Genomic DNA, 24,303 nt, shown 5'->3' on the forward strand with positions numbered 1-24,303 from the left:
CGGGCCGGGTGGCTTTGTGAACCGCGAGGTGTCTGTTATCGTTGCCCCCGGAAGCGGATGTGATCCCGCGCGAGAACCCCGACACCGGAGGACCCGAGCATGACCAAGCACATCATCGACAAGCCCAAGAAGCGCGACGAGGGCGCCCGCGCCAAGGCCTACACCAAGATCGAGCGCGAGACCGGCGACCCGGCCGAGAGCGAGCACGTCAAGGCCATGCACCGGCAGACCCGCACCCGCGACGACGGCCATCGCGCCGCCGAGTTCACCAAGATCGAGCGGACCGAGGGCGAGGAGTGACCGCCGGGCAGGACGTGCGCCAGACATCGAAATAATTCAACGAGATGAATGAACTGGGCCCCGGACTTGATCCGGGGCCTTGGCTTTCAGGAGCAGCGCGGCGGCGCCTCAGCCCAGCTCGGCCAGCCGCGCCAGCGCCGCTTTCAGCCGCGCCTCCTCGGCCTCGGCTGCCGCAAGGCGCTCGCGGTTCTCCTCGACCACCTCCTCGGGCGCGTTGGCGACGAACTTCTCGTTCCCCAGCTTTGCCCTCAGCCCGCCGATCTCCTTGCCCGCCTTGTCGATCGACTTCGCAAGCCGCACGCGCTCGGCCGCCACGTCGATCACGCCCGCGAGCGCAAGGTTCACCGCGCAGTCGCCAAGCGCCAGCGTCACCGAGCCCTTGGGCGCGGTCTCGGCCACCGCGACCTCACCCAGCCGCGCAAGCCGCTTGATCAGCGCCGCGTTGCGCCGCAGCCGCTCGCCCACCGCCGGACTGTGGCCGGTCATCACCATGTCGATCTGCGCGGCGACGGGGACGTTCATCTCGGCGCGGACCGAGCGAATGCCCTCGATCATGCGGATCACCCAGCCAAGCTCGGTATCGGCCTCCGGGTCCGCGAGGGTCTCGGGCAGGCCCGGCCAATCGGTGTGGACCAGCATCTTCGGGCGCTGCGCGATCTGGCCCCACAGTTCCTCGGTCACGAAGGGCATGATCGGGTGCAGGAGGATCAGGCAGTGGTCGAGGGCCCAAGCCATGGTCGCGCGGGTCTCGTCCTTCGCCGGGCCGTCGGGGCCGGTCAGCAGGGGCTTGGCGAACTCGACATACCAGTCGCAGACCACGCCCCAGACATGGGCGTAGAGCCCGTTCGCCGCGTCGTTGAAGCGGTAGGCCGCCAGCGCCTCGTCGGTCGCGCGGACGATCCGCATCGTCTCGCCGACGATCCAGCGGTTGACGGGTTCCCTGACGCTCGCGGGGTCGAAGCCCGCGACCGGGCGGCAGGAATTCATCTCGGCAAAGCGCGCGGCGTTCCAGATCTTGGTCGAGAAGTTGCGATAGCCCTCGACGCGCGCGACCGACAGCTTGATGTCCCGCCCCATCGCCGCCATCGAGGTCAGCGTGAACCGCACGGCGTCGGCCCCGTATTTCTCGATCAGGTCCAGCGGGTCGATGACGTTGCCCAGCGACTTCGACATCTTCTTGCCCTTCTCGTCGCGGACCAGGGCGTGGACATAGACCGTGTGGAACGGCACTTCCTTCATCGCGAACAGGCCGAACATCATCATCCGCGCGACCCAGAAGAAGATGATGTCGAAGCCGGTGACCAGCACGTCCGTCTTGTAATAGCGCGCGAGTTCGGCGGTCTGCTCCGGCCAACCCAGCGTCGAGAACGGCCATAGGGCCGAGGAGAACCAGGTGTCGAGGACGTCGGGGTCGCGGGTGAGGTCCACGTTACGCCCGTAATGCGCCCGCGCCGCTGCTTGCGCCGCATCCTCGTCCTTCTCGCAGAAAGCCTCGCCGTCAGGCCCATACCAAACCGGGATCTGATGCCCCCACCACAACTGGCGCGAGATGCACCAAGGCTCGATGTTCTCGAGCCACTGGAAATAGGTCTTCTCCCAGTTCTGCGGCACGAAGCTGGTGTCGCCCTTGCGCACCGCCTCCAACGCCGGCGCGGCCAAGGTCTTCGCGTCCACGAACCACTGGTCGGTCAGGTACGGCTCGATCGCGACCTTCGAGCGGTCGCCATGGGGCACCATGTGCCGGTCGGCGTCGATGCCGTCGAGCCAGCCCTCGTCGCGCGCCGTGCCCACGATCCAGTCGCGCGCCTCGTAGCGGTCGGCGCCGTCGATGGCCTCGATCACGCGCGCCACGCCCTCGGGGTCGCAGCCTTCCGCGAACTCGGCATTCCCCTTGAGGAACATGCCCGCCCGCGTCGTCATCACGTTGATGGCCCTGAGCCCGCAGCGCTCGCACACGCCCCAGTCGTTGAAGTCATGCGCGGGGGTGATCTTGACCGCGCCCGTCCCCTTCGCGGGGTCGGCGTAGTCGTCGGCCACGATCGGGATCGAGCGGCCGACCAGCGGCAGGCGCACGGTCTTGCCGATCAGGTGGCGGTAACGCTCGTCCTGCGGGTGGACGGCGACTCCGGTGTCGCCCAGCATCGTCTCGGGGCGGGTGGTGGCCACGACGAGGTAGTCGCGCGTCTCGCGCAGGGTCACGTTGCCGTCCGCGTCCTTCTCGACATACTCGAAGCTCTCGCCCCCTTCGAGCGGGTAGCGTAGCCGCCACATGTGGCCGTCGACCTCGACCTGCTCGACCTCGAGGTCGGAAATCGCCGTCTCAAAATGCGGGTCCCAGTTCACCAGCCGCTTGCCGCGGTAGATGAGGTCCTTGTTGTAAAGATCTACAAAGACTTTCAGAACCGCGTCCGAAAGCCCCTCATCCATGGTGAAGCGGTTCCGCTCCCAATCGCAGGACGCGCCCAGCCGCTTGAGCTGGTTGACGATGGTGCCGCCCGACTTCTCCTTCCACTCCCAGACCTTCGCGACGAAGGCGTCGCGCCCCATCTCGCGGCGCGAGGGCTGCCGGTCGGCGGCAAGCTGGCGCTCGACCACCATCTGCGTCGCGATGCCCGCGTGGTCCTGCCCCGGCTGCCACAGCGTGTCGAAGCCGCGCATCCGGTGCCAGCGGATCAGGATGTCCTGCAGCGTGTTGTTGAGCGCGTGCCCCATGTGGAGCGAGCCGGTGACGTTCGGCGGCGGGATGACGATGCAGAAAGTCTCGGGCCGCGAGGCATTGGCGCCCGCGCGGAAGGCACCCTCGGCCTCCCATCTGGCATAGATCCGGCCCTCGGCCTCGGCCGCGTCGAAGGTCTTGTCCATCGCACCCGTCTCTCAAGCGTCTTTCGGGACGTGTCTCTTAACGCGGGTGCGAGGTCAGGGAAAGGGGCGCCCGGGCCGCGGCGGGGCGACCGGGGGACCGCGGCGAACGGGGGCTCAGAGCCCCCGGCGCGACAGCATCCGCTCGACCTCCTCGCGGATCAGGCGCTGCACGTTGCGGCTGATGTTCTGGCCGATCTCGCCCTCGACCAGCTCCTCGCGGATCACCCGGCGGATCAGGTCTTCGAGCCCCGGATCCTCGCGGACACCCTGCGCCGGCTCGATCCGCGCGGGCAAGGTCATCGCGGCGGGCTCGGCCGCAGGCGCGGCGGCAGTGTCGTCCTCCGCCCAGTCGGGCGGGGCGAGGGGGCGGTCGTCATCGGCGGGCTCGGCCGCAGGCGCGGCGGCCTTGTCGTCCTCGGCCCGGTCGGAGGGGGCCAGGGGGCGTTCGTCACTGGCCGTTTCGGGCTCGGCCGCGCGCTGCGGCGCAGCCCCCGCCTCGGCCGCCTCGGCGGCGGCGGCCCCGGTGCCAGGTTCCGCCGCGAAGGGATCATCCGCCTCCGGCTCGGCACTCGCGGCCTCGGGCTCGGCGTCATCCGTTGCGGCGAGGGCGGCCTCCGCCTCGGCGGGCTCCGCGTCGGGTCTCCGGGCGCTCGGCTCCGCGGCTGCCACCGGGATCTGGGGCGCATCGCCGGCCACCACCGGCAACTCGGCCGCATCGTCTGGCGCCGCATCGGCCGCCGTCGCCTCGTCCGGCTCGCGCTCCAGCGAGCCCGCATCGATCGACAGTGTCTCGTCCTCGTCGGTCAGCGTGACGTCCTCGACATCGTCGATCTCGACGAGGTCGTGGTCCTCGTGCCGCCGCAGCGGCGCGAAGGGGTCGTCGTCATGAAGGGTGGCGGGCGCGTCGCCCCCATCCGACAGTTCGACCGGATCGACCTCGTCGATCATGTCCGACCGGTCGGCGCCCCCGGCCCCGGTCGCCTTGGCAGATGGCTCGGCCTCATCACCCAGGGTCAGCGGCTCGGCCGCGTCCTCGAGCGTCAGCGGCTCGGCCTCGTCGATCAGCGTCAGCGTCTCGGCGGCGTCCTCGCCCTTTGCCGCGTCCGCGCCGCGGCCGGTGCCGCCCGTGTCGCGCCTGCCCGTGCCCATGATCCGTCGAAGCGACGTGAGAACGTCATCCATGGACCGGCGCTGCTCGTTGTCGCTCATGCTGCCCCCTGCTCGTGGCCTGCCTCGGGTTTGCCGTGCCTACGCGGCCCGGACGCGCCGGTTCGCCGGCGCTGTTCTGTCGTCCCGGCGGCGCGACTGCCGCTCAGGGACGCAGCTTGAACTGCCAGACTGTATCATCGGTCCGGTCATATCCAAAATGCCGGTTCCGGACCGTCTGGTAGTAGCTCTGGCCCTCGGGCTCGGTCCTCAGGCCCAGATGATCGACCGTCAGCTTGCCCATTGCGGCGAGAAGCTGGTAGGTCGCCACCGCCTCGTCGCGCTCGACGGCGACGAGGCGCACGCGCGCGTCGAGAAATTCCTGCTCGGCGTCGAGCACGTCGAGCGTGGTGCGCGCGCCGACCTTGGCTTCCTCCTGCACGCCCTCGAAGGCGAGGCGGGCGGCGCTGATCTCGAGCTTGCTGTTCTGGATCGAGGCGCGCGCCACCTGCAGGTCGGCCCAGGCGACGCCGACATTCTGCACGGCGAAGCGCTCGGACGCGGTGATGTCCGCGACCGACCGCTCGACGCCCGCCTGCGCCTCGCGCACGCGCGAGTAGTTGCCGCCGCCCTGATAGAAGGGCACGGTCACCAGGACCCCGGCGCTGGCCGAGGAGCGGTAGTCGACCTGGCTGGAATCGATGTTCTCAAGATGCTGGGCCTGCGCCACCAGCGACACCTGCGGCAGCAGGGCGCCGATCGCCGAGCGCACGTCAGACCCCGAGGCGTCCCGCTCGATCCGCGCGGCCAGGATGGTGGGGTCGTTCACAAGCGCGATGCCGACGGCATCGGCCAGCGCGTCGGGCACCGCCGGCAGCGGCGGCGGCGGCGCGAGGTCGAGCGCCGGCACACCGACGATGCGCAGATAGGCCTCGCGCGAGGCGGCGAGCGAGCCGCGCGCCGCCGCAAGCTGCGACTGCGACGCGGCAAGGCGGGCGCGCGCCTGCTCGACATCGGTGCGGGTGACCTCGCCCACCTCGAACCGCTCGGTCGCAGCGCGCAGCTGCTCGGTCAGCACGCGGACGTTGTTGATGCCGAGATCGACGAAGGCGATGTCGCGGCGCACGTTGAAGAAGGCCGTGGCGGCGTTCAGCAGGACGTCCTGCTCGGTCGCGATCAGCAGCGTCTCCTGCCCGGTGATCCGCTTCTCGGCGGCCTCGGTCGCGTTCTCGACCTGCCCGCCGGTGTAGAGCGGCTGATCGGCCTCCAGCCGCAGAGTGAGGGGGAAGAAGCTGTCGTCGAAATTCTCGCTCACGTCGCGCTGGAAGGTGAAGCTGGTGAGCCCCGTGACGTTGAGCCTGCCTTCCGCGCGCGCCTGCACCGCACGCTCCGAGAACACCTTCACGTTGGCTCGCTGCGCCGCGATGTCGGGATTGCTGGTATACGCGCTCACCAGCGTGTCCGAGAGCGTCTGCGCCCCCGCCCAGGCCGGCACGAAGACGCTGCAGACCAGCGCTGCAGCCAGCCCGCGCCTTACCCCAGCCGGGACCGCGCCTCGCGCACCCGGCCACCGAACCTTGCCCGAACCCATGACCGCCTCATCCGTTGCTCCCCCACCGGGGCGACCCCCGCGGGCCCCGAGGCGTCGGGCTCAGAAGGCGAAAGCAGCCTTTCGCTCGAATCCCGCCAGCACCGGGGCCGTCGCATCGAAAACATACCGCTCTGACAGCGCATTGCCAGCGCGAGTTATCATGCGGCACTGTCCCGCGGCGCCATTCATGAAAACCGCGACCAATCGGCCACCATCCTTGAGCTGGTCGATGAGCGCCTGCGGCAGCGTCTCGACACCGCCATTGATCAGGATCGCGTCATAGGGGCCGTGTGCCGGGTCGCCCGCGGTGGCATCGCCGACGGCGGCGGCGGCGTTCATCACCTCGAGCTGGTCGAGCAGCCCCTGCGCCGTGGCCGCCATCTGGGCGTCGGGCTCGACGGCCACCACCGCCTCGGCCAGCCGCGCCAGCACGGCGGTCGAGTAGCCCGTGCCCGGCGCCACGTCGAGCACGAGATCGCCGCGGCCGATCCCCGCGGCCTCGAGCATCTTGGCGAAGACGCGGGCGGTCATCAGCGCGCGCCCCGGCGCCAGCGGGATCTCGGTCTCGGCATAGGCGATCTCGCGCCGCGACCGCGGGACGAACAGCTCGCGCGGAGCCCACAGCATCGCCTCGATGATCGGGTAGCGGGTCACGTCGGACGGCCTCACCTGGCAGTCGACCATCGCCCTGCGCGCGTCCGCGAAGTCAGTCATCTGAGCATCCCGATTGTTGTTGGCGGATCCGTGCGATCCCTGTGCCACAATGGCAGGACCTTCGCAACCGAGCGTCGCGCGGCCCGGCGTCGCGCTTGCCGCGCGTGGCGCTTGCGTTCAGCCCCGGGCTTGTCTAAGGATCGCAGCGCAATGGCCGCGGGGCCTCGCCGAGCGTTCCGCATTGGCCCATGGCGACGTGGCGGAGTGGTTACGCAGCGGACTGCAAATCCGTGTACGCCGGTTCGATTCCGGCCGTCGCCTCCAGCACCCTCTCGCAATCGTGATCGAGCCGCCGCAGGGGCCGGGACCGCCTGCGCGCCCTCAACCGTCTGCGAGCGCTGGCAGTCGGATCACATTCAGAAACGATCGTGTCGGAGACGCGACAGAATGTGTCGCTCGGGCACTGCCCCTTGCGCCCCGCATCCCGGAAATACTCGAACGGGCGCGACAGATGCTGCTTGGCTGTCAGGGCCGGGACATGTTTAGCTGATCAGCAGACCCAAGAATGAAGCAAAAGGGTTGGGAGAGATCATGACGAAGATGATGATGACGGATCGCAGTCTGCACCCGATGGCCGCGGGTGTGGCTGCACAGTTCCGCGAAGGCAAGCTCAACCGGCGCGAGTATCTCGCGACCATGGCCGGGCTGGGCGTGACGATGGCCGGGGCGGCAAGCCTTGGCGGCTTCGTGCTGCCGACGCCGGCCCGGGCACAGACACCGCAGAAGGGCGGCACGCTGCGCATCGGCATGCCGGTCAAGGCGTTCAAGGACCCGCGCTCGTTCGACTGGTCCGAGCTCGGCAACGTCGCGCGCCAGTGCAACGACTACCTCGTCCGCTGGAAGCACGACTTCACCTTCGAGGGCCGCATCCTCGAGAGCTGGGAAATCTCGGACGACGCGCGCACCTACACCCTGAACATCCGCAAGGGACTGAAGTGGTCGAACGGCGACGAGCTGAACGCCGACGACATCATCCACAATTTCACCCGCTGGTGCGATGGCACCGCCGAGGGCAATTCGGTCGCCGCGCGCATGGGCACGCTGATCGACAAGGAAACCAAGAAGGTGCGTCCCGACGCCCTCGAGCGTGTCGATGACCACACCGTCAAGCTTCACCTGCTCGAGCCCGACATCGCGATCATCGCCAACTCGACCGACTACCCGATGCTGGTGATGCACCGCTCCTACGAGGGGTCGACCGACCCGGTGGAGGCGCTGAGCGTCTATCTCGGCCCCTGCCGGCTGGTCGAGTACGAGACCAGCGTGCGGGCGCTGGTCGAGCGCGACGACGCCCATCCCGGCGTCTCGGGCTTCCATCTCGACGCGGTCGAGTTCATCGACCTCGGCACCGATCCGACGACGACGATCGCGGCGCTCGAGGCGGGCGACATCGACGCGACCTACGAGAGCCAGGCCGATAGCCTGCCGCAGCTCGAGGCGATCGGGATGAAGATCTCGGACATCTCGACCGGCTCGACCATCGTGATCCGGATGAACGTGGCCAACCCGCCCTATGACGACCAGCGGGTGCGTCAGGGAATCCAGGCGGCGGTCGACAACGAGATCGTGCTGCAGCTGGGCCTCAACGGCTCGGGCTCGGTGGCCGCGAACCACCATGTCGGGCCGATGCACGCCGAATATGCCGACATTGGCCCGCATGTCCGCGACGTCGAGAAGGCCAAGCGGCTGCTGACCGAAGCCGGCCACATGGACACCGAGTTCGAGATCATCTCGATCGACGACGACTGGCGGCGCAACACCACCGACGCCGTGGCCGCCCAGATGCGCGACGCCGGGCTCAAGGTGAAGCGCACGGTGATCCCCGGCTCGACGTTCTGGAACGACTGGACGAAGTATCCCTTCTCGTCCACCAACTGGAACGGCCGTCCGCTGGGCGTGCAGGTGCTGAACCTCGCCTACCGCACAGGAGCGGCGTGGAACGAGACGGCATGGTCGAACCCCGAGTTCGACGACCTGATGGACAAGGCCCTGGCCACCGCCGATGCCGACCAGCGGCGCGAGCTCATGGTGCGGATCGAGACGATCCTGCGCGACTCGGGCATCATCATCCAGCCCTACTGGCGCAAGATCTACCGGTCGTACCGCGAGGGCGTGCACGGCGTCGACATGCATCAGGCCTTCGAGATGCAGTTCGACCTCGCTTGGATCGAGAGCTGAGCACGCGGGGCGCGGGCGGCCATCGGCCGCTCGCGCTTTTCCGGAACCCGGCACGTCGGGCGCATGCGCGCCCGGCGATTAGAGGCGCATGAGGGCGCGCCGGGGCAGCGACGGGGGTCTCAGATGCTAATGTTCATCCTGCGCCGGATCGGCACGATGCTCGCGACCATGGTCGCGCTCACGCTGATCGTGTTCTACCTGGTCACGCTGCCCGGCAACCTCGAGAAGCTCGCCAAGACCGAGGGCGAGATGCGGATGACCGATGCCGAGGTCGAAAGCTGGCTCGAGAAGGAGGGCTTCAACCGGCCCTTCCTCGTGCAGTATAGCGAGTGGATCGGCAACACGGTACGCGGCGACATGGGCTGGAGCCGCGTGTTCCGCAAGCCGGTGTCCGAAGTGATCGGCGAGCGTCTCGGCTATACCGGCATCCTGATGTTCTGGGTGATGGCGGTGATGGTGCCGGGGGCGCTGCTGATCGGCGTCCTCGCCGGCATGAAGGAGGGGTCGGGGCTGGACCGGACCCTGACCGTCGGCTCGGTCGCCTCGACATCGGCGCCCGAATACGTCACCGGGATCGTGTTCACCGTGATCTTCGCGAGCGCGCTGGGCTGGTTCAAGGGCGTGGCCTCGACCCGGTCGATCACCTTCGAGAACTTCACTCTGCCGGTGATGACCATGGCGATCTACGGCATGGGCTACATCGCCCGCATGACGCGCGCCTCGATGGCCGAGGTGATGACCTCGCAATACATCCGCACGGCGCGGTTAAAGGGGCTGGGCTTCCGTACGGTCGTGGTCAAGCACGCCCTGAGGAACGCGCTGATCGCGCCCTTCACCGTCATCATGCTCCAGTTCCCCTGGCTTCTGACCGGCGTCGTCATCGTCGAGACGATGTTCAACTACAAGGGCTTCGGCTTCACGCTGATCGAGGCGGCCGGGAACAACGACATCAATCTCCTGCTCGCGATCTCGTGGGTCGCGGTCATCGTCGTGCTGCTGACGCAGCTCATCTCCGACATCGGATACGCCTATCTCAACCCGCGCATCCGCGTGAGCTGACGGCAGGCGGAGGGGGAACGCCAAATGGTCGAGACCATCGGCACCGGCGAGATCGTCATCCAGTCGATCGCGCGCTTCTGGCCCACCTGGATCGCAATGGCGGTGACGCTGAGCGCCGGGTATCTCGTGCGCGAGCGGCTGGGCATGTTCGGCCGGCTCTACGGCTCGCGGATCGGCATGGCGGGCCTTGCGCTCGTGCTGTTCTGGGTCTTCACAGCGATCTTCGCCGACCAGATCGCCGTGATGGGGCCGCTCGAGCAGTCCTTCACATTCGGGATGAAGAAGGCGCCTCCAGGAACCGTCGATCTCAAGAACGGCGTCGTCTTCCTGTGGGGCGGCGACAACCTGGCCCGCGACGTGTTCAGCCGCATCGTGCACGGCAGCGCCATCGTGCTGGTGATCGCGCCGGCGGCGACGCTGATCGCCTACATGGTGGGCTCGACGCTGGGCCTGCCGGCCGGGTATTATATCGGCTGGATCGACACGGTGATGTCGTTCCTCGCGAACCTCGTGCTCGCCTTCCCGGTGATCCTGCTGTTCTACCTGCTTGTGACGCCCGAGGTGAACCGCCCCGTGCCGGTCGACCTGGGCTTCGTCACCCTGCCCTGGTCGATCCCCATCGGGATGGCGGCATTCTTCTTCATCTTCCCGATCCTGTTCCTGTCGCTGATGTGGTTCACCAAGTACGAGAAGGACCGCACGCGGCTTTCGCTCTACCTTGCGGTGACGCTGGCGGTGGGGCTGTGGCTCTATTCAGGGCTGGTGTTCAACGCCGACCCGCTGGGCGTCGTGGGCATGGCGCCGAACGAGCTCAACATCTTCGCGGCCGTCATCCTCGGCTCGAGCCCGGGCGTGTTCCGCATCGTCCGCGGGCTCACCATGGACATCAAGACGCGCGATTACGTGGCGGCGGCCCAGACGCGGGGCGAGCGGCCCTGGTACATCATGCTGTGGGAGATCCTGCCGAACGCCCGGGGCCCGCTGATCGTCGATTTCTGCCTGCGTATCGGCTACACCACGATCCTTCTGGGAACGCTGGGCTTCTTCGGCCTCGGGCTGCAGCCCGAAAGCCCGGACTGGGGTTCGATGATCAACCATGGCCGCAGCTTCGTGCGCCTGGCCGAGACCGCGCACATGTCGCTCTTCCCCGCCATCGCGCTGATGAGCCTGGTGCTCGGGCTGAACCTGCTGGCCGACGGCCTGCGCGAAGAATCGCTCAAGGACTGAGGAGGACGCCATGACCCAGCCCATCCTTGAGATCGAGGACCTCAACATCTCGTTCTACACCCGCAGGGGCGAGATCCCGGCGGTGATGGACTTCTCGATGACCGTGATGCCGGGCGAGACGATGGGCCTCGTGGGCGAGTCCGGCTGCGGCAAGTCCACCGTCTCGCTGGGGATCATGCGCTATCTCGGCAAGAACGGGCGGATCAAGTCGGGCAAGATCAGGTTCAAGGGCCGCGACATGGCCGAGATGTCCGAGGAGGAACTGCGCGAGCTTCGCGGCTCGGCCATCTCGATGGTCTACCAGGAGCCGATGGCCTCGCTGAACCCGGCGATGAAGATCGGCCGCCAGCTCACCGAGGTGCTGACCGTCCACGAAAGCATTTCGGAGGCCGAAGCGGCGAAGCGCGCGGCCGAGATGCTCGACGCCGTGCGCCTGCCCGACCCCGACCGCATCATGGGCGCCTACCCGCACCAGCTTTCGGGCGGGCAGCAGCAGCGCGTGGTGATCTCGATGGCGCTGCTGTCGCGCCCGGCACTGCTGCTGCTCGACGAGCCCACCACCGCGCTCGACGTGACAGTGGAGGCAGGCATCGTCGATCTCATCAAGGACCTCGCCCGCGAGATGGGCACCTCGATGATCTTCGTGAGCCACAACCTCGGCCTGATCCTGGAAACCTGCGACCGCATCACCGTGATGTATTCGGGCGAGGCGGTCGAGGAAGGCGACATCGAGACCGTGTTCAACCGGATGCGCCACCCCTACACGCAAGGGCTGCTGCGCTCGATCCCGGTGCCGGGCGCCGACAAGTATGCCCGCCCGCTGGTGGCGATCCCCGGCCAGCTGCCGCTGCCGCACGAGCGCCCGCAGGGCTGCAACTTCGGCCCCCGCTGCGCGCATTTCCGCGACGGCGTGTGCAATGTGACGGATATCCACATGCTCCCGGTCGGCGATCCGGGCGAGCGTCACCGCTCGCGCTGCCTGCGCATCGACGAGATCGACTGGAGCGCGCCGATCGACGCGGGCGCGGTGGCCGAGGCGATCGAACCCGGCGACGTGGTGCTCAAGGTCGATCACCTCAAGAAGCACTATGCCGTGTCGACCGGCATGTTCGGCGGCGGCGACAAGCGGACGGTGAAGGCGAACGAGGAGGTGACCTTCGACGCCCGCGAGGCCGAGACGGTGGCCATCGTGGGCGAATCCGGCTGTGGCAAGTCCACCTTCGCCAAGGTGCTGATGGGTCTCGAGACCGCCACCTCGGGCGAGATCCGGCTGGGCAACCTGGAACTTGGCCAGGTGCCGGTCGAAAAGCGCGGGCCGCAGACGGTCAGCCAGGTTCAGATGGTGTTCCAGAACCCCTTCGACACCCTCAATCCATCGATGACCGTGGGCGACCAGATCATCCGCGTGCTGCAGCAGTTCGAGGTGGGCGACTCGGACGCCGACCGCGAGCGGCGGATGCTGGAACTGCTCGACATGGTCAAGCTGCCGCGCGAATTCGCGCGCCGCATGCCGCGCCAACTTTCCGGCGGGCAGAAGCAGCGCATCGGCATCGCCCGCGCCTTCGCGGGACGGCCGCGGCTGGTGGTGGCGGACGAGCCGGTCTCGGCGCTCGACGTGTCGGTGCAGGCGGCGGTGACCAAGCTGCTCACCGACATCCAGCGCGAGAGCCGCACCACGATGCTGTTCATCAGCCACGACCTCGGTGTGGTGCGGTACCTCTCGGACCGGGTGGTGGTGATGTATCTGGGCCGGATCATGGAGCAGGGCCGGACCGAGGACATCTTCGCGCCGCCCTACCACCCCTACACGGAAGCGCTGCTCTCGGCCGTGCCGATCGCCGACACCCATGTCAAGAAGCGCCACATCGTGCTGGAGGGCGAGCTTCCCTCGCCGCTCAACCCCCTGCCCGGCTGCCCGTTCCAGACCCGGTGCAAGTACATGATGCCCGGCAAGTGCGACCGCGGCGAGGTGCCGGTGCGCGACATGGGCAAGGGCCACCAGATCGCCTGCCACCTGACGATGGAGGAGCTGAACGCCATGGAGCCCGTGATCATCGTCGAGGACGCGCCCACCGCCCCCGAGTAGGCCGCGCACCCGCGTTGCGCCCCCGCCGCGCCCGGTGTATCGACGGCGGAGGGCGCCACGCATCACCGGGACGGGCACATGGACCGCACGATCTTCCTTCTCAACGGCCCGAACCTGAACCTGCTGGGCCAGCGCGAGCCCGAGATCTACGGCCGCGACACGCTGGCCGACCTCGAGGCGCGGGCCCGGGCGCGGGCGGTCGCGCAGGGGCTGCACCTCGACTTCCGGCAGACCAATTCCGAGGGCGAACTGGTCGGCTGGATCCACGAGGCCCGCGCCCGGGCGGCCGCGCTGATCCTGAACGCGGCGGCCTACACCCACACCTCGGTCGCCGTGCTCGACGCGCTCAAGATGCTGGAGATCCCGGTGATCGAACTGCACCTGTCGAACCCGCACCGGCGCGAGGCATTCCGGCACCACTCCTATGTCTCGCTCGCCGCCACCGCGGTGATCGCGGGGCTGGGGCCGCTCGGCTACGAGCTGTCGGTCGATGCGGCGGCGCGGATGATCGGGGCGCAGGCGTGAGATTCTGATTATTCTCACGATATTTTAATTTCTTACACGACTTTCTTGACGCGTTGAGATCCGATCCGCCCTCTTGTTGTGCCGCGGCGCGGAAATCGGATCGCACGGCGTTTCCAGGGGTACCCGGCTTTTTCCTCGGCAGGCGCCTTTCCACTTGAAATGAACAAACGTTCAATTAAACTGCCCCGTCACACGGCAGGTTCCCATACCGACCGACGGGGGGCGAGGGTCATGGCGCGCCGCGCAGGCTCAGACGGCATCCGCACCGAGGCCGCGATCCGCGAGGCCGCGCTGCGACTGATCGCGCGCCACGGCTACGAGGCGATGTCGATGCGCCGTCTGGCCGAGGAAATCGGGCTCGGCGCCGCCGCGCTCTACCGCTATTTCCCCAACAAGCAGGCGCTCCTGTTCGACCTGCTGCGCGAGCACATGGCGGAGCTGCTGGACGCCTGGGACAAGGCCCGGCTGGACCGCCCTGCCCCGGCGCTGGCGCGGCTCGAGTGCTTCACGCGCTTCCACATCCGCCACCACCTGCCGCGCTCCGAGGGCGTGTTCCTCAGCTACATGGAGCTGCGCAGCCTCACGCCCGAGAACTTCGCCGCCGTCGAGGCGATGCGACGGCGCTACGAGCAGGATCTGATCGACATCCTCGACGACGGGCAGGCCGACGGCTCGCTGGATTGCGTCCGCCCGCGCCTCGCCGCGCGCGCAGTGATCGCCTGCCTGACCGGCATCACCACCTGGTATCGCCCGCACGGCGCGCTCAGCCCGCGCGAGATCGAGGACAGCTACTGGGACATGATCGCCCGCATGTGCGGCGCGAGACAGACGGAGAGAGCGACATGTTCAACGCCGGCATGAGCTTCGGCCTGCCCGACGAGGTCGAGGCGCTGCGCGAGGCCGTCCACCGCTTCGCGCAGGACCGCATCGCGCCGTTGGCGTCCGAGATCGACCGCACCAACGAGTTCCCCATGCACCTGTGGCGCGAGATGGGTGAGATGGGCCTCTTGGGCATCACCGTGCCCGAGGAGCTGGGCGGCGCCGGAATGGGGTATCTGGCGCATGTCATCGCGGTCGAGGAAATCAGCCGCGCCTCGGCCTCGGTGGGCCTCAGCTACGGCGCGCATTCCAACCTCTGCGTCAACCAGATCAAGCTGAACGGCACGCCCGAGCAGCGCGCGAAATACCTGCCCGGCCTTATCTCGGGCGAACATGTGGGCGCGCTGGCGATGTCCGAGCCGGGCGCCGGGTCGGACGTGGTCTCGATGCGCCTCAAGGCCGAAAAGCGCAACGACCGCTACGTGCTGAACGGCAACAAGTTCTGGATCACCAATGGCCCCGATGCCGACACGCTGGTGGTCTATGCCAAGACCGACCCCGATGCCGGGCCGCGCGGAATCACCGCCTTCATCGTCGAGAAGGGAATGACGGGGTTCACCACCGCCCAGAAGCTCGACAAGCTGGGGATGCGGGGCTCGAACACCTGCGAGCTGGTGTTCGAGGACTGCGAGCTGCCCTTCGAGAACGTGTTGGGCCGCGAGGGCGGCGGCGTCAACGTGCTGATGTCGGGCCTCGATTACGAGCGCGTCGTGCTCTCGGGCGGGCCGCTGGGCATCATGGCCGCCTGCATGGACGTGGTGATGCCCTATGTGCACGAGCGCAAGCAGTTCGGCCAGCCGATCGGCGAGTTCCAGCTGATGCAGGGCAAGATCGCCGATATGTACACCGCGATGAACGCCTCGCGCGCCTATGTCTACGCGGTCGCCGCCGCCTGCGACGCGGGGCGCACCACGCGGCAGGACGCGGCCGGCTGCCTGCTCTATTCGTCCGAGCGCGCGGTGACGCTGGCGCTCGAGGCGATCCAGTCGCTGGGGGGGAACGGCTATATCAACGACTACCCCACCGGGCGGCTGCTGCGCGATGCCAAGCTCTACGAGATCGGGGCGGGGACGCAGGAGATCCGCCGGATGCTGATCGGGCGCGAGCTGTTCAAGGAGACCGCGTGATGCGCGTGGCCCCGGTGGGCGCTTCGCAAACCCACGCCCGGCGACGGGAGGCCGAGGCATGAGCGTCCTTCACACTCGCATCCAGCCCCGCTCCGAAGCCTTCGCCGCGAATGCCCGCGCGATGGAGGCGGCGCTTGCCACCGTGCGCGAAGCCGCCGAGATCGCGCTGGCCGGCGGCGGGCCCGAGGCCACGGCGCGCCACACCGCGCGCGGCAAGCTGAGCCCGCGTGAGCGGGTCGAGCGGCTGCTCGACCCCGGCTCGCCCTTCCTCGAGGTGGGGCTCTTCGCCGCGCACGGCATGTATGACGGCGAGGCGCCGGCCGCGGGCATGATCGCGGGCATCGGCCGGGTGCGCGGGCGAGAGGTCATGGTGGTCGCGAACGACGCGACCGTGAAGGGCGGCAGCTACTTCCCCGTCACCGTCAAGAAGCACCTTCGCGCGCAGGAGATTGCGCAACAGAACCGCCTGCCGTGCATCTATCTGGTCGATTCCGGCGGCGCCAACCTGCCGCGGCAGGACGAGGTGTTCCCCGACCGCGACCATTTCGGGCGGATCTTCTTCAACCAGGCCCGCATGTCGGCGGCGGGCATCGCGCAGATCGCGGTGGTGATGGGCTCGTGCACCGCAGGCGGCGCCTATGTCCCCGCCATGTCGGACGAAACCATCATCGTGGGCAACCAGGGCACGATCTTCCTCGCCGGCCCACCGCTGGTAAAGGCCGCGACGGGCGAGGTGGTGAGCGCCGAGGACCTGGGCGGCGGCGACGTGCACACGCGCCTGTCGGGCGTTGCCGACACGCTGGCCGAGGACGACGCCCATGCGCTGGCGCTGGCGCGGCGCGCGGTCGGGCATCTGGGCGCGGGCGGGCATGGCGGGCTGCCGGGGGGCGACGCGCCGCTCTACGACCCTTCGGAGCTCCACGGCATCCTGCCGCCCGACACGCGCATCCCCTTCGACGTGCGCGAGGTGATCGCGCGGCTGGTGGACGGCTCGCGCCTCGACGAATTCAAGCGCCGCTTCGGCGAGACGCTGGTCTGCGGCTTTGCCGAGATCGAGGGCCAGCCGGTCGGCATTATCGCCAACAACGGCATCCTCTATTCGGAGAGCGCCGTGAAGGGCGCCCACTTCGTCGAGCTGTGCTGCCAGCGGCGCATTCCGCTGCTGTTCCTGCAGAACATCACCGGCTTCATGGTGGGCCGCAAATACGAGAGCGAAGGCATCGCCCGCCATGGCGCGAAGCTCGTGACGGCGGTGGCCTGCGCCGAGGTGCCGAAGCTCACGCTCATCATCGGCGGGAGCTTCGGCGCGGGGAACTACGGGATGTGCGGGCGGGCCTACTCGCCGCGGTTCCTGTGGACCTGGCCGAACAGCCGCATCTCGGTGATGGGCGGCTTCCAGGCGGCGGGGGTGCTGTCGACCCTGCGCCGCGAGGGGATCGAGCGCAAGGGCGGTACATGGTCCGCCGAGGAGGAGGCCGAGTTCAAGCGCCCCATCGTCGAGCAGTTCGAGGAACAGGGTCACCCGCTCTACGCGTCGGCGCGGCTGTGGGACGACGGCATCCTCGACCCCGCCCGCACCCGCGAGGCGCTCGCGCTCTCGCTGTCCGCCGCGCTCAACGCCCCGATCCCGGAGACACGCTTCGGCGTGTTCCGGATGTGAGTGGTGCGGTGGCGGCGCATCCGGGCGCGGCGCTCGATGCTCGGGCCATGGCGGCGGGTGGCGCTGATCGTCGCCGCGGCGGTGGGGATCGTGGCGGTTCTGGAAGCCACCGGCGGCCCGCTGCCCGGGGGGCGCTGCCGTGTGATGTGGGTGACGGACGGCGACACGGTGCGCGCGGTCTGCCCCGGGCGACCCGGCGGCGCGGTGCGGCTGACGGGATTCGACACGCCCGAGGTATTCTCGCCGCAATGCCTGTCGGAATGGGCGCTGGGGATGCAGGCGACCGCACGGCTGGGCTGGGAGATCTTGCGCGCCGGCGAGGTGCGGCTGACGCTTTCAGGGCGCGACCGCTACGACCGGCATCTCGGGCGGCTCACGCTGGACGGGCGGGATGCGGCCTCGATCATGGTGGGCGCGGGTCTCGCGCGGCCCTATTCGGGCGGGCGGCGCGAGGGCTGGTGCGGCTGAGCCGGAGGGGCGCGCGATGACCCGGATGACCGTCCATCTCGGCGATATCACCGACCTGATGGTGGATGCCATCGTGAACGCGGCGAACGAGAGCCTCGCCCCCGGCGGCGGCGTCTGCGGCGCCATCCACCGCGCGGCGGGTGCCGACCTCGCCGTCGAGTGCGCGGCGCTCGGGCATTGCCCGACTGGCGAGGCGGTGATCACCGAAGGCCACAACCTCGCCCCCACCCGGATCATCCACGCCGTGGGCCCGGTCTGGCAGGGCGGCGGGTCAGGCGAGGCGGCGCTGCTGGCGCTGGCCTATGCCCGGTCGCTGCAGCTCGCGGCGCAGAAAGGCTGCCGAAGCGTCGCCTTCCCCGCCATCTCGACCGGCATCTACGGCTTACCCGCCGAGCAGGCGGCGCGGATCGCGGTCAACACCGTCGCGGGCGTGCTGGCCTCCGAGCCGCGCATCCGGCAGGTGATCTTCTGCTGCTTCTCCGAGGAAAGCGCCGCGCTGCACCAGGCCGCGCTCGATCAGCTCGAGGACCCCGATGTTCAGTAAGATCCTCATCGCCAACCGCGGCGAGATCGCCGTCCGCATCGCCCGCACCGCGCGACGCATGGGCATCGCGACCGTGGCCGTCCATTCCGACGCCGACGCGCGGGCCCAGCATGTTCTGGCCTGCGACGAGGCCGTGCGGATCGGCCCGGCTCCGGTCTCCGAAAGCTACCTGCGGGCCGAGCGCATCCTCGACGCGGCCCGCGCGACCGGGGCGCAAGCGATCCACCCGGGCTACGGGTTCCTGTCGGAGAACCCCGATTTCGCGGATGCGGTTGCCACGGCGGGCCTGACGTTCATCGGTCCGCCGGCTTCGGCCATCCGCGCGATGGGGCTCAAGGACGCCTCGAAACGGCTGATGGAGGATGCGGGCGTCCCCGTCACGCCCGGCTATCATGGGGCGGAACAGGACCCCGCCTTCCTCGCCGATCAGGCGGCGAAGATCGGCTACCCGGTGCTGATCAAGGCGGCGGCGGGCGGCGGCGGCAAGGGGATGCGCCGGGTGGACGAGCCCGGCGCCTTCGCCGAAGGGTTGGCGCGGGCGAAGTCCGAGGCCGCAAGCTCGTTCGGCAACGACGCGGTGCTGATCGAGAAATACATCCTCAACCCCCGCCACATCGAGGTGCAGGTGTTCGCCGACGCGCATGGCAACATCGTGCATCTGTTCGAGCGCGACTGCTCGGCCCAGCGCCGCCACCAGAAGGTGATCGAGGAAGCCCCAGCCCCCGGCATGACACCCGAGGTCCGCGCCGCCATGACCCGCGCCGCCTGCCGCGCGGCCGAGGCCGTGGGCTATCGCGGTGCCGGAACGGTCGAGTTCATCGTCGACGGCTCGGCCCCCCTGCGGCCCGACGGGTTCTGGTTCATGGAGATGAACACGCGCCTGCAGGTAGAGCACCCGGTGACCGAGGCCGTGACCGGCCTCGACCTCGTAGAATGGCAGATCCGCGTGGCGGCGGGCGAGCCCCTGCCGCTGATGCAGGATGCCATCCCGCTGATCGGCCACGCCGTCGAGGCACGTATCTATGCCGAGGACCCCGCCCGCGATTTCATGCCCCAGACCGGGCGGCTCGGGACCCTGACCTTCCCCGCGGGCGCGCGCATCGACACGGGCGTGGCCGAGGGGGACACCGTCACCCCCCATTACGACCCGATGATCGCCAAGGTCATTACGTCCGCCCCCGACCGCGCCGGGGCCTTCGCGCGGCTCGCGGACGCACTGGCCGCGACCGAGGCACGGGGCTGCGTGACCAACATCGCCTTTCTGGGGGCTCTCGCGGCCGACGAGGACATGCTGGCGGGACGCGTCGATACCGGGCTGATCGCTCGCAAGATTTCGTCGCTGACGGCGCAGCCCGAGGCCACGGCGCTCGATCTCGGGATTGCCGCGGCCGTCATCGCGGGGCTGGCGGCGCCGGGGCCAATGGCGGGCTGGCGTGCCTGGGGACCGGGGCGCAGCCATGTCATGCTGGCGGGCGAACCCCGCATCACCGTGGCGCTGACGCCGCGCGATGGCGGCATCGAGGCCGACACCCCGCTGGGCCGCGCCTCGTTCCGCCTGACCCATCGCGGCGGCACCCTGTGGCAGGTGACGACCGAGAGCGGCACCCGCAGCCTGCACATCCACCCCGCCGATGGCGCGGTGACGCTGGCGCGCGCGGGGCGGCGCCTGACCTTCGTCCGCGACAACCCGCTGATGACGGGCTCCGAGGACCCCGGCGGCGGCGATCACATCGCGGCCCCCCTGCCCGGCCTCGTGAAATCGGTCGCGGTCGCGCCCGGCGATGCCGTGACCGCTGGCCAGCCGGTCGCGGTGATGGAGGCGATGAAGATGGAGCACACCCTTGCCGCCCCCCGCGACGGCGTGGTCGCCGAGGTCGCGGCCCGCGCGGGCGAGCAGGTGTCGGAAGGGGCGCTGCTGATCGCGCTGGAGCCGGAGGCGTGAGCGGGATCACCATCGTCGAGGTCGGCCCCCGCGACGGGTTGCAGAACGAGCCCCGCGCGATCCCCGTCGCCTCCAAGGTCGCGCTGATCGACCGGCTCTCGGCCTGCGGCTTCCGGCGGATCGAGGCCGCGAGCTTCGTCTCGCCCAAGTGGGTTCCGCAGATGGCCGACGGCGCCGCCGTGATGGCCGCCATAGCGCGGCGCCCCGGCACGGTCTATTCCGCGCTCACGCCCAACCTCAAGGGCTACGAGGCGGCGCGGGCGGCGGGCGCGGACGAGGTGGCGATCTTCGGGGCGGCGTCCGAGACCTTCAGCCGGCGCAACATCAACGCCTCGATCGCCGAGAGCCTCGAGCGCTTCCGCCCGGTGGCCGACGCGGCGCGCGCCGATGGCCTGCCCCTGCGCGGCTATGTCTCCTGCGTCGTGGTCTGTCCCTACGAGGGCGCGATCGCGCCGGAGGCTGTCGCGCGGGTCACCGAGGCCCTGTTCGCGATGGGTTGCCACGAGGTCTCGCTGGGCGACACCGTGGGACGCGGCACGCCCGAGAGCATCGGCGCGATGCTCGACGCGGTGCTGAGCGTGGCCCCGGCCGAACGCCTTGCCGGGCACTACCACGACACCAACGGCCGGGCGCTGGAAAGCGTCGCCGTCTCGGTCGCGCGTGGCCTGCGGGTGTTCGACAGCGCCATCGGCGGGCTTGGCGGCTGCCCCTATGCGCCGGGGGCGAAGGGAAACCTCTCGACCATGAAATTGGCGAATTGGTGTGCCGAAAATGGCCACAGAACGGGGCTCGATATGGAGGGGCTCGCGGCGGCCGAGCGCTTCGTGGCGGAACTCAGACGTGACCTCGATGCCCTTCCAGACGATCCGGCTTGAGCGCGACGCGCGCGGCGTCGCGGCCCTCACGCTTGCCCGACCCGACAAGCACAACTCGCTGAACGCCACGATGATCGCGGATCTGGCCGTGGCCGCGCGGCAGATCGCGGATGACCCCGCCATCCGCGCCGTGGTGCTGACCGGCGAGGGCGAGAGCTTCTGTGCGGGCGGCGACCTCGGCTGGATGCGCCAGCAGATGGAGGCCGACCGCGCCACCCGGATCAGTGAGGCCCTGTCGCTCGCGCGCATGCTCAAGGCGCTGAACGACCTGCCCAAGCCCCTGATCGCGCGGGTGAACGGGCAGGCCTATGGCGGGGGGATCGGGATGATCTCGGTCTGCGATGCCGCAGTCGCCGCGACCACCGCCAAGTTCGGGCTGACCGAGGTGAGGCTGGGCCTGATCCCCGCGACCATCTCGCCTTATGTGGTGGCCCGCCTCACCCCGCCCCGGGCGCGCGAGGTGTTCTTCTCGGGCCGCATCTTCGATGCCGAGGAGGCCGCGCGGCTGGGCCTGATCACCCGTGCCGTCGCGCCCGCCGACATCGACGCCGCCGTCGAGGCCGAGGTTGCGCCCTACCTCGCCGCCGCCCCCGGCGCCGTCGCCGCCGCCAAGCGGCTGGTCGCGCGCTTCTCGCCCCCGATCGGCGAGGCCGAGCTTCAGGCCACCGCAACCGCGCTGGCCGACCAGTGGGAGACGCCCGAGGCCGCGGAAGGGATTGCCGCCTTCTTCGCGCGCCGCAGCCCGCCATGGAGGGCCGGGTGATGCGCCGTCCGCCCGTACCAGGCCGCCGATCCGTGCTGCCGGGGCTGATCGCGCTCGCGCTCGCGGCGCCCGCCGGCGCGCAGACCGACCAGCTTGCCGAGGCCGCGGCCGCCGCGGCGGCGGGCAACTGCGCGGGTGCCGCGCCGCTCTACGAGACCGTGCTGGCCGAGCCGGCCGCGGGCCTGCGCGAGATCGAGGCCGGACAAGGCCTCGCCCTCTGCCTCGCCGGCGGGGCCCAGCCGTGGCGGGCGCGCGAGATCATGGCAGGGCTCCTGCCCAAGGTGCTCGCCCAGTTCGGGCCGGCGAGCAGCGGCCTCGCCCGTCACCATGGCCTCTGGGCCGAGGTCGAGCTGCGCGCGGGGGCGCTCAACGTCGCCTGGCGCCGGCACGAAGCCGCGATCGGGGCGCTGAGGGCGGCGGGCGCCCTCGACCCCTACGACCATGCGGCCGAGATCTACCGCCTCGCCGCCGTGCAGTCGAAGCGGGGCGAGGGCGATGCCTTCCTGGGCTTCCTCGACCAGGAGACCGCGCGCCTCACCACCGCGGACTGGGCGGCCGAGGGCGATGCCGACCTGTTCGCCGAGGTGATCGGCACGCCCCCCGTGGCGGGCGATGCGGCGGCGCTGGAGGGATGGGCGCGCGCGGGCCTGATCGAACTCGACCCCCGCCCGCTCTATCTCGACCTCGTGGCCGGGGCCGCGGGTCAGGGCAGCTGATAGCCCCGGAAGCCCTGCACGAACCAGAGCTGGTAGGGAATCTCGCGGTCGGCATGGGTCGGGAACTGGCCCGCGTCGATCTCGTAGGCCTCCTCGAAATGCCGCGCGATCTTCTCAGCTCCGCCATGGACGGCCAGCAGCATCCCGCGCTCGTCCCCCGGCCGCAGGGTCGCCACCAGCTCGTGGTGGTTCTGTGGATTGAGGCGGGGATTCCAGACGGCGATGTCGTCCCAGGTCAGCGCGCCCTCGAACATGCATTCCGACAGCCGGCGCCGGTCGTCCGACAGCAGAACCTGCGCCCCTTCCTCGGCCATCGCGCCCAGCGCGAGCGCGCAGAAGGGCTCGGCGAGGCGCATCTTCTTGAACGGGTCACCTGCGCGCGGCAGGTCGAGCGGCATGGCCGCGTAGGCCCAGGCCAGCGCCACCACCCCGGCCAGCGCCGCCGCCCCGATGGCAAGCTGCGCCTTCAGCGCCCGCCACCAGCCGCCCTCGACCAGCAACCGCGCCGCGATGACGGACCCCGCGACATAGGCGGGCGCGGCCCAGTTCGGCTGGGCGCGCGTCACGAAGCTGAGCGCGATCATGGCCAGGAGCAGCGGGAAGCATTGCCACGCCAGCAGCCGCATCCGCCAGTCGCCGCGCCATAGCTCCGCGCGCAGCAACGCCGCGAGGATCGCGAGGAAGAACACCGGCCCGATCACGCCAAGCTGCGCCCCGGTGAACTCGGCGAGCTTCAGCGGGTTGAAGAAGCCCCGCCCCGGATCGGCATCCTCGGCCACATGGGTCACGGTGGCGAAATCGTTGGCCGCGTTCCAGATCAGGTTCGGCGCCACCACGGCCAGCCCCACGGCCACGGCGATCGCTGTCCCGCGCAGGTCCCGCCCGCGCGACGAGAAGACGCCATAGCCCAGCGCCCCCACCGCGAAGGCAATCATGGTGTATTTCGCGAGGAACCCCAGTCCGAAGGCAAGGCCCACCGCCGCCCACCAGAGCGGATCGCCCGTCTCGCCCGCGCGGATCAGGGCATAGAGCCCGCCCGCCAGCGCGACCATCAGCACCGGGTCGGTGGACATGATCATCGCCGAGACGCCCACGCCGGGCGCAAGGCTGTAGCCCGCCGCCGCCCAGAACCCCACGCGCCCGTCGAAAAGCCGCGCGCCGATGGCGAAGACGCCAAGCGCGATCAGCGCATGCGCGGCCGGGCTCGCGGCCCTGAGCCAGAACGGCGTGTCGCCGCCGAGATCGGTCGCGACCCGGATCACGAAGCCCACGAGCGGTGGCTTTGAGTAGTAGCCCCACGCGAGTTCCTGCCCATAGGCCCAGTATTGCGCCTCGTCGAAATGCACCGGCACGAGGCCAGCCGCGTTGATCGCGAGGTGCAGCGCCATCAGCGCCACCACGAGGGCAAGCGTGCGCAGCCGCCACGGCCCCGCCGCCGGCGCGGGACCGGCCCGACCACCCCCCGTCCGCCGCTGCGTCCCGGCCGGCCGCGACCGTCCGCCCGAAGGCGCACGCGTGCCGCCGGCCTTTCCCTTCGCCGCTCCCGCCGCCATCGCTTGCCCCTGCCCTGCCCGCTCTCGACCCGGCGGGTTCGGGCCCCGTTCTAGCCCATGCGCCCGGCGCGCGGAAGGGGCTGGGAAC

General features: G+C 69.7%; 20 protein-coding genes and 1 tRNA gene. 16 read left to right on the forward strand and 5 right to left on the reverse strand.

Annotated elements, in window-relative coordinates; translation table 11 throughout:
- Positions 1-99 precede the first annotated feature (99 nt).
- A complete protein-coding gene (locus M1105_RS00100; protein WP_249578310.1) occupies positions 100-300 on the forward strand; it encodes a hypothetical protein in 201 nt (66 codons plus the stop codon).
- 108 nt (positions 301-408) lie between these two features.
- On the opposite strand, the gene M1105_RS00105 is transcribed toward M1105_RS00100, so the two are convergent.
- The 4 genes from M1105_RS00105 to M1105_RS00120 form a co-directional block, all read right to left on the reverse strand.
- A complete protein-coding gene (locus M1105_RS00105; RefSeq protein WP_249578311.1) occupies positions 409-3,162 on the reverse strand; it encodes a valine--tRNA ligase in 2,754 nt (917 codons plus the stop codon).
- A gap of 114 nt (positions 3,163-3,276) precedes the next feature.
- The gene (locus M1105_RS00110; RefSeq protein WP_249578312.1) at positions 3,277-4,371 is read right to left on the reverse strand and encodes a hypothetical protein; all 1,095 of its coding nucleotides are present in this window, start codon (positions 4,369-4,371) and stop codon (positions 3,277-3,279) included.
- Between the two features lie 103 nt (positions 4,372-4,474).
- On the reverse strand, positions 4,475-5,899 hold the full coding sequence (locus M1105_RS00115) for a TolC family outer membrane protein (RefSeq protein WP_249578313.1): 1,425 nt from the start codon (positions 5,897-5,899) through the stop codon (positions 4,475-4,477).
- 60 nt (positions 5,900-5,959) lie between these two features.
- Positions 5,960-6,613, reverse strand: a complete 654-nt coding sequence (locus M1105_RS00120; RefSeq protein WP_249578314.1) for a protein-L-isoaspartate O-methyltransferase family protein — start codon at positions 6,611-6,613, stop codon at positions 5,960-5,962.
- 190 nt (positions 6,614-6,803) lie between these two features.
- On the opposite strand from M1105_RS00120, the gene M1105_RS00125 reads away from it, so the two are divergent.
- The 15 genes from M1105_RS00125 to M1105_RS00195 all read left to right on the forward strand — a co-directional run bounded on the left by M1105_RS00125 (position 6,804) and on the right by M1105_RS00195 (position 22,662).
- A tRNA-Cys gene (locus M1105_RS00125) sits at positions 6,804-6,877 on the forward strand.
- 267 nt (positions 6,878-7,144) lie between these two features.
- Positions 7,145-8,791: an ABC transporter substrate-binding protein gene (locus tag M1105_RS00130; RefSeq protein WP_249578315.1), complete on the forward strand. Its 1,647-nt coding sequence runs from the start codon at positions 7,145-7,147 to the stop codon at positions 8,789-8,791.
- Between the two features lie 123 nt (positions 8,792-8,914).
- A complete protein-coding gene (locus M1105_RS00135; RefSeq protein WP_249578316.1) occupies positions 8,915-9,850 on the forward strand; it encodes an ABC transporter permease in 936 nt (311 codons plus the stop codon).
- Between the two features lie 24 nt (positions 9,851-9,874).
- Complete coding sequence (locus M1105_RS00140) at positions 9,875-11,077, forward strand: ABC transporter permease (protein ID WP_249578317.1); 1,203 nt, start codon at positions 9,875-9,877, stop codon at positions 11,075-11,077.
- A gap of 10 nt (positions 11,078-11,087) precedes the next feature.
- The gene (locus tag M1105_RS00145; protein WP_249578318.1) at positions 11,088-13,163 is read left to right on the forward strand and encodes an ABC transporter ATP-binding protein; all 2,076 of its coding nucleotides are present in this window, start codon (positions 11,088-11,090) and stop codon (positions 13,161-13,163) included.
- Between the two features lie 78 nt (positions 13,164-13,241).
- Positions 13,242-13,688: a type II 3-dehydroquinate dehydratase gene (gene aroQ, locus M1105_RS00150; protein ID WP_249578319.1), complete on the forward strand. Its 447-nt coding sequence runs from the start codon at positions 13,242-13,244 to the stop codon at positions 13,686-13,688.
- A gap of 231 nt (positions 13,689-13,919) precedes the next feature.
- Entirely contained in the window at positions 13,920-14,549 is a 630-nt protein-coding gene (locus M1105_RS00155) for a TetR/AcrR family transcriptional regulator (protein ID WP_249578320.1), read from the forward strand.
- Positions 14,531-15,694 carry an isovaleryl-CoA dehydrogenase gene (locus tag M1105_RS00160; RefSeq protein ID WP_249578321.1) on the forward strand — a complete coding sequence of 388 codons (1,164 nt, stop codon included), beginning with the start codon at positions 14,531-14,533 and terminating at the stop codon, positions 15,692-15,694. Before M1105_RS00155 ends, M1105_RS00160 begins: the two co-directional genes overlap by 19 nt.
- Positions 15,695-15,752: 58 nt before the next feature.
- A complete protein-coding gene (locus M1105_RS00165; protein WP_249578322.1) occupies positions 15,753-17,354 on the forward strand; it encodes a carboxyl transferase domain-containing protein in 1,602 nt (533 codons plus the stop codon).
- A gap of 3 nt (positions 17,355-17,357) precedes the next feature.
- On the forward strand, positions 17,358-17,822 hold the full coding sequence (locus M1105_RS00170) for a thermonuclease family protein (protein ID WP_249578323.1): 465 nt from the start codon (positions 17,358-17,360) through the stop codon (positions 17,820-17,822).
- A gap of 16 nt (positions 17,823-17,838) precedes the next feature.
- Positions 17,839-18,366 (forward strand): macro domain-containing protein, encoded by a 528-nt coding sequence (locus M1105_RS00175; protein WP_249578324.1) that lies wholly within the window; start codon positions 17,839-17,841, stop codon positions 18,364-18,366.
- Positions 18,356-20,308, forward strand: coding sequence for an acetyl/propionyl/methylcrotonyl-CoA carboxylase subunit alpha (locus M1105_RS00180; RefSeq protein ID WP_249578325.1), 1,953 nt, complete (start codon positions 18,356-18,358; stop codon positions 20,306-20,308). The genes M1105_RS00175 and M1105_RS00180 overlap by 11 nt, the downstream gene beginning before the upstream one ends.
- Entirely contained in the window at positions 20,305-21,183 is an 879-nt protein-coding gene (locus M1105_RS00185; protein ID WP_249578326.1) for a hydroxymethylglutaryl-CoA lyase, read from the forward strand. The genes M1105_RS00180 and M1105_RS00185 overlap by 4 nt, the downstream gene beginning before the upstream one ends.
- Positions 21,158-21,946 carry a crotonase/enoyl-CoA hydratase family protein gene (locus M1105_RS00190; RefSeq protein ID WP_249579027.1) on the forward strand — a complete coding sequence of 263 codons (789 nt, stop codon included), beginning with the start codon at positions 21,158-21,160 and terminating at the stop codon, positions 21,944-21,946. The genes M1105_RS00185 and M1105_RS00190 overlap by 26 nt, the downstream gene beginning before the upstream one ends.
- On the forward strand, positions 21,946-22,662 hold the full coding sequence (locus M1105_RS00195; RefSeq protein WP_249578327.1) for a hypothetical protein: 717 nt from the start codon (positions 21,946-21,948) through the stop codon (positions 22,660-22,662). Before M1105_RS00190 ends, M1105_RS00195 begins: the two co-directional genes overlap by 1 nt.
- Here M1105_RS00195 and M1105_RS00200 read toward each other — a convergent pair.
- Positions 22,650-24,215 (reverse strand): ArnT family glycosyltransferase, encoded by a 1,566-nt coding sequence (locus tag M1105_RS00200; RefSeq protein ID WP_249578328.1) that lies wholly within the window; start codon positions 24,213-24,215, stop codon positions 22,650-22,652. The genes M1105_RS00195 and M1105_RS00200 overlap by 13 nt on opposite strands.
- Between the last annotated feature and the right edge of the window lie 88 nt (positions 24,216-24,303).

Origin of the sequence: Thermohalobaculum sediminis, assembly GCF_023487995.1 — a bacterium.
GTDB classification, from domain to species: Bacteria; Pseudomonadota; Alphaproteobacteria; order Rhodobacterales; family Rhodobacteraceae; genus Thermohalobaculum; species Thermohalobaculum sediminis.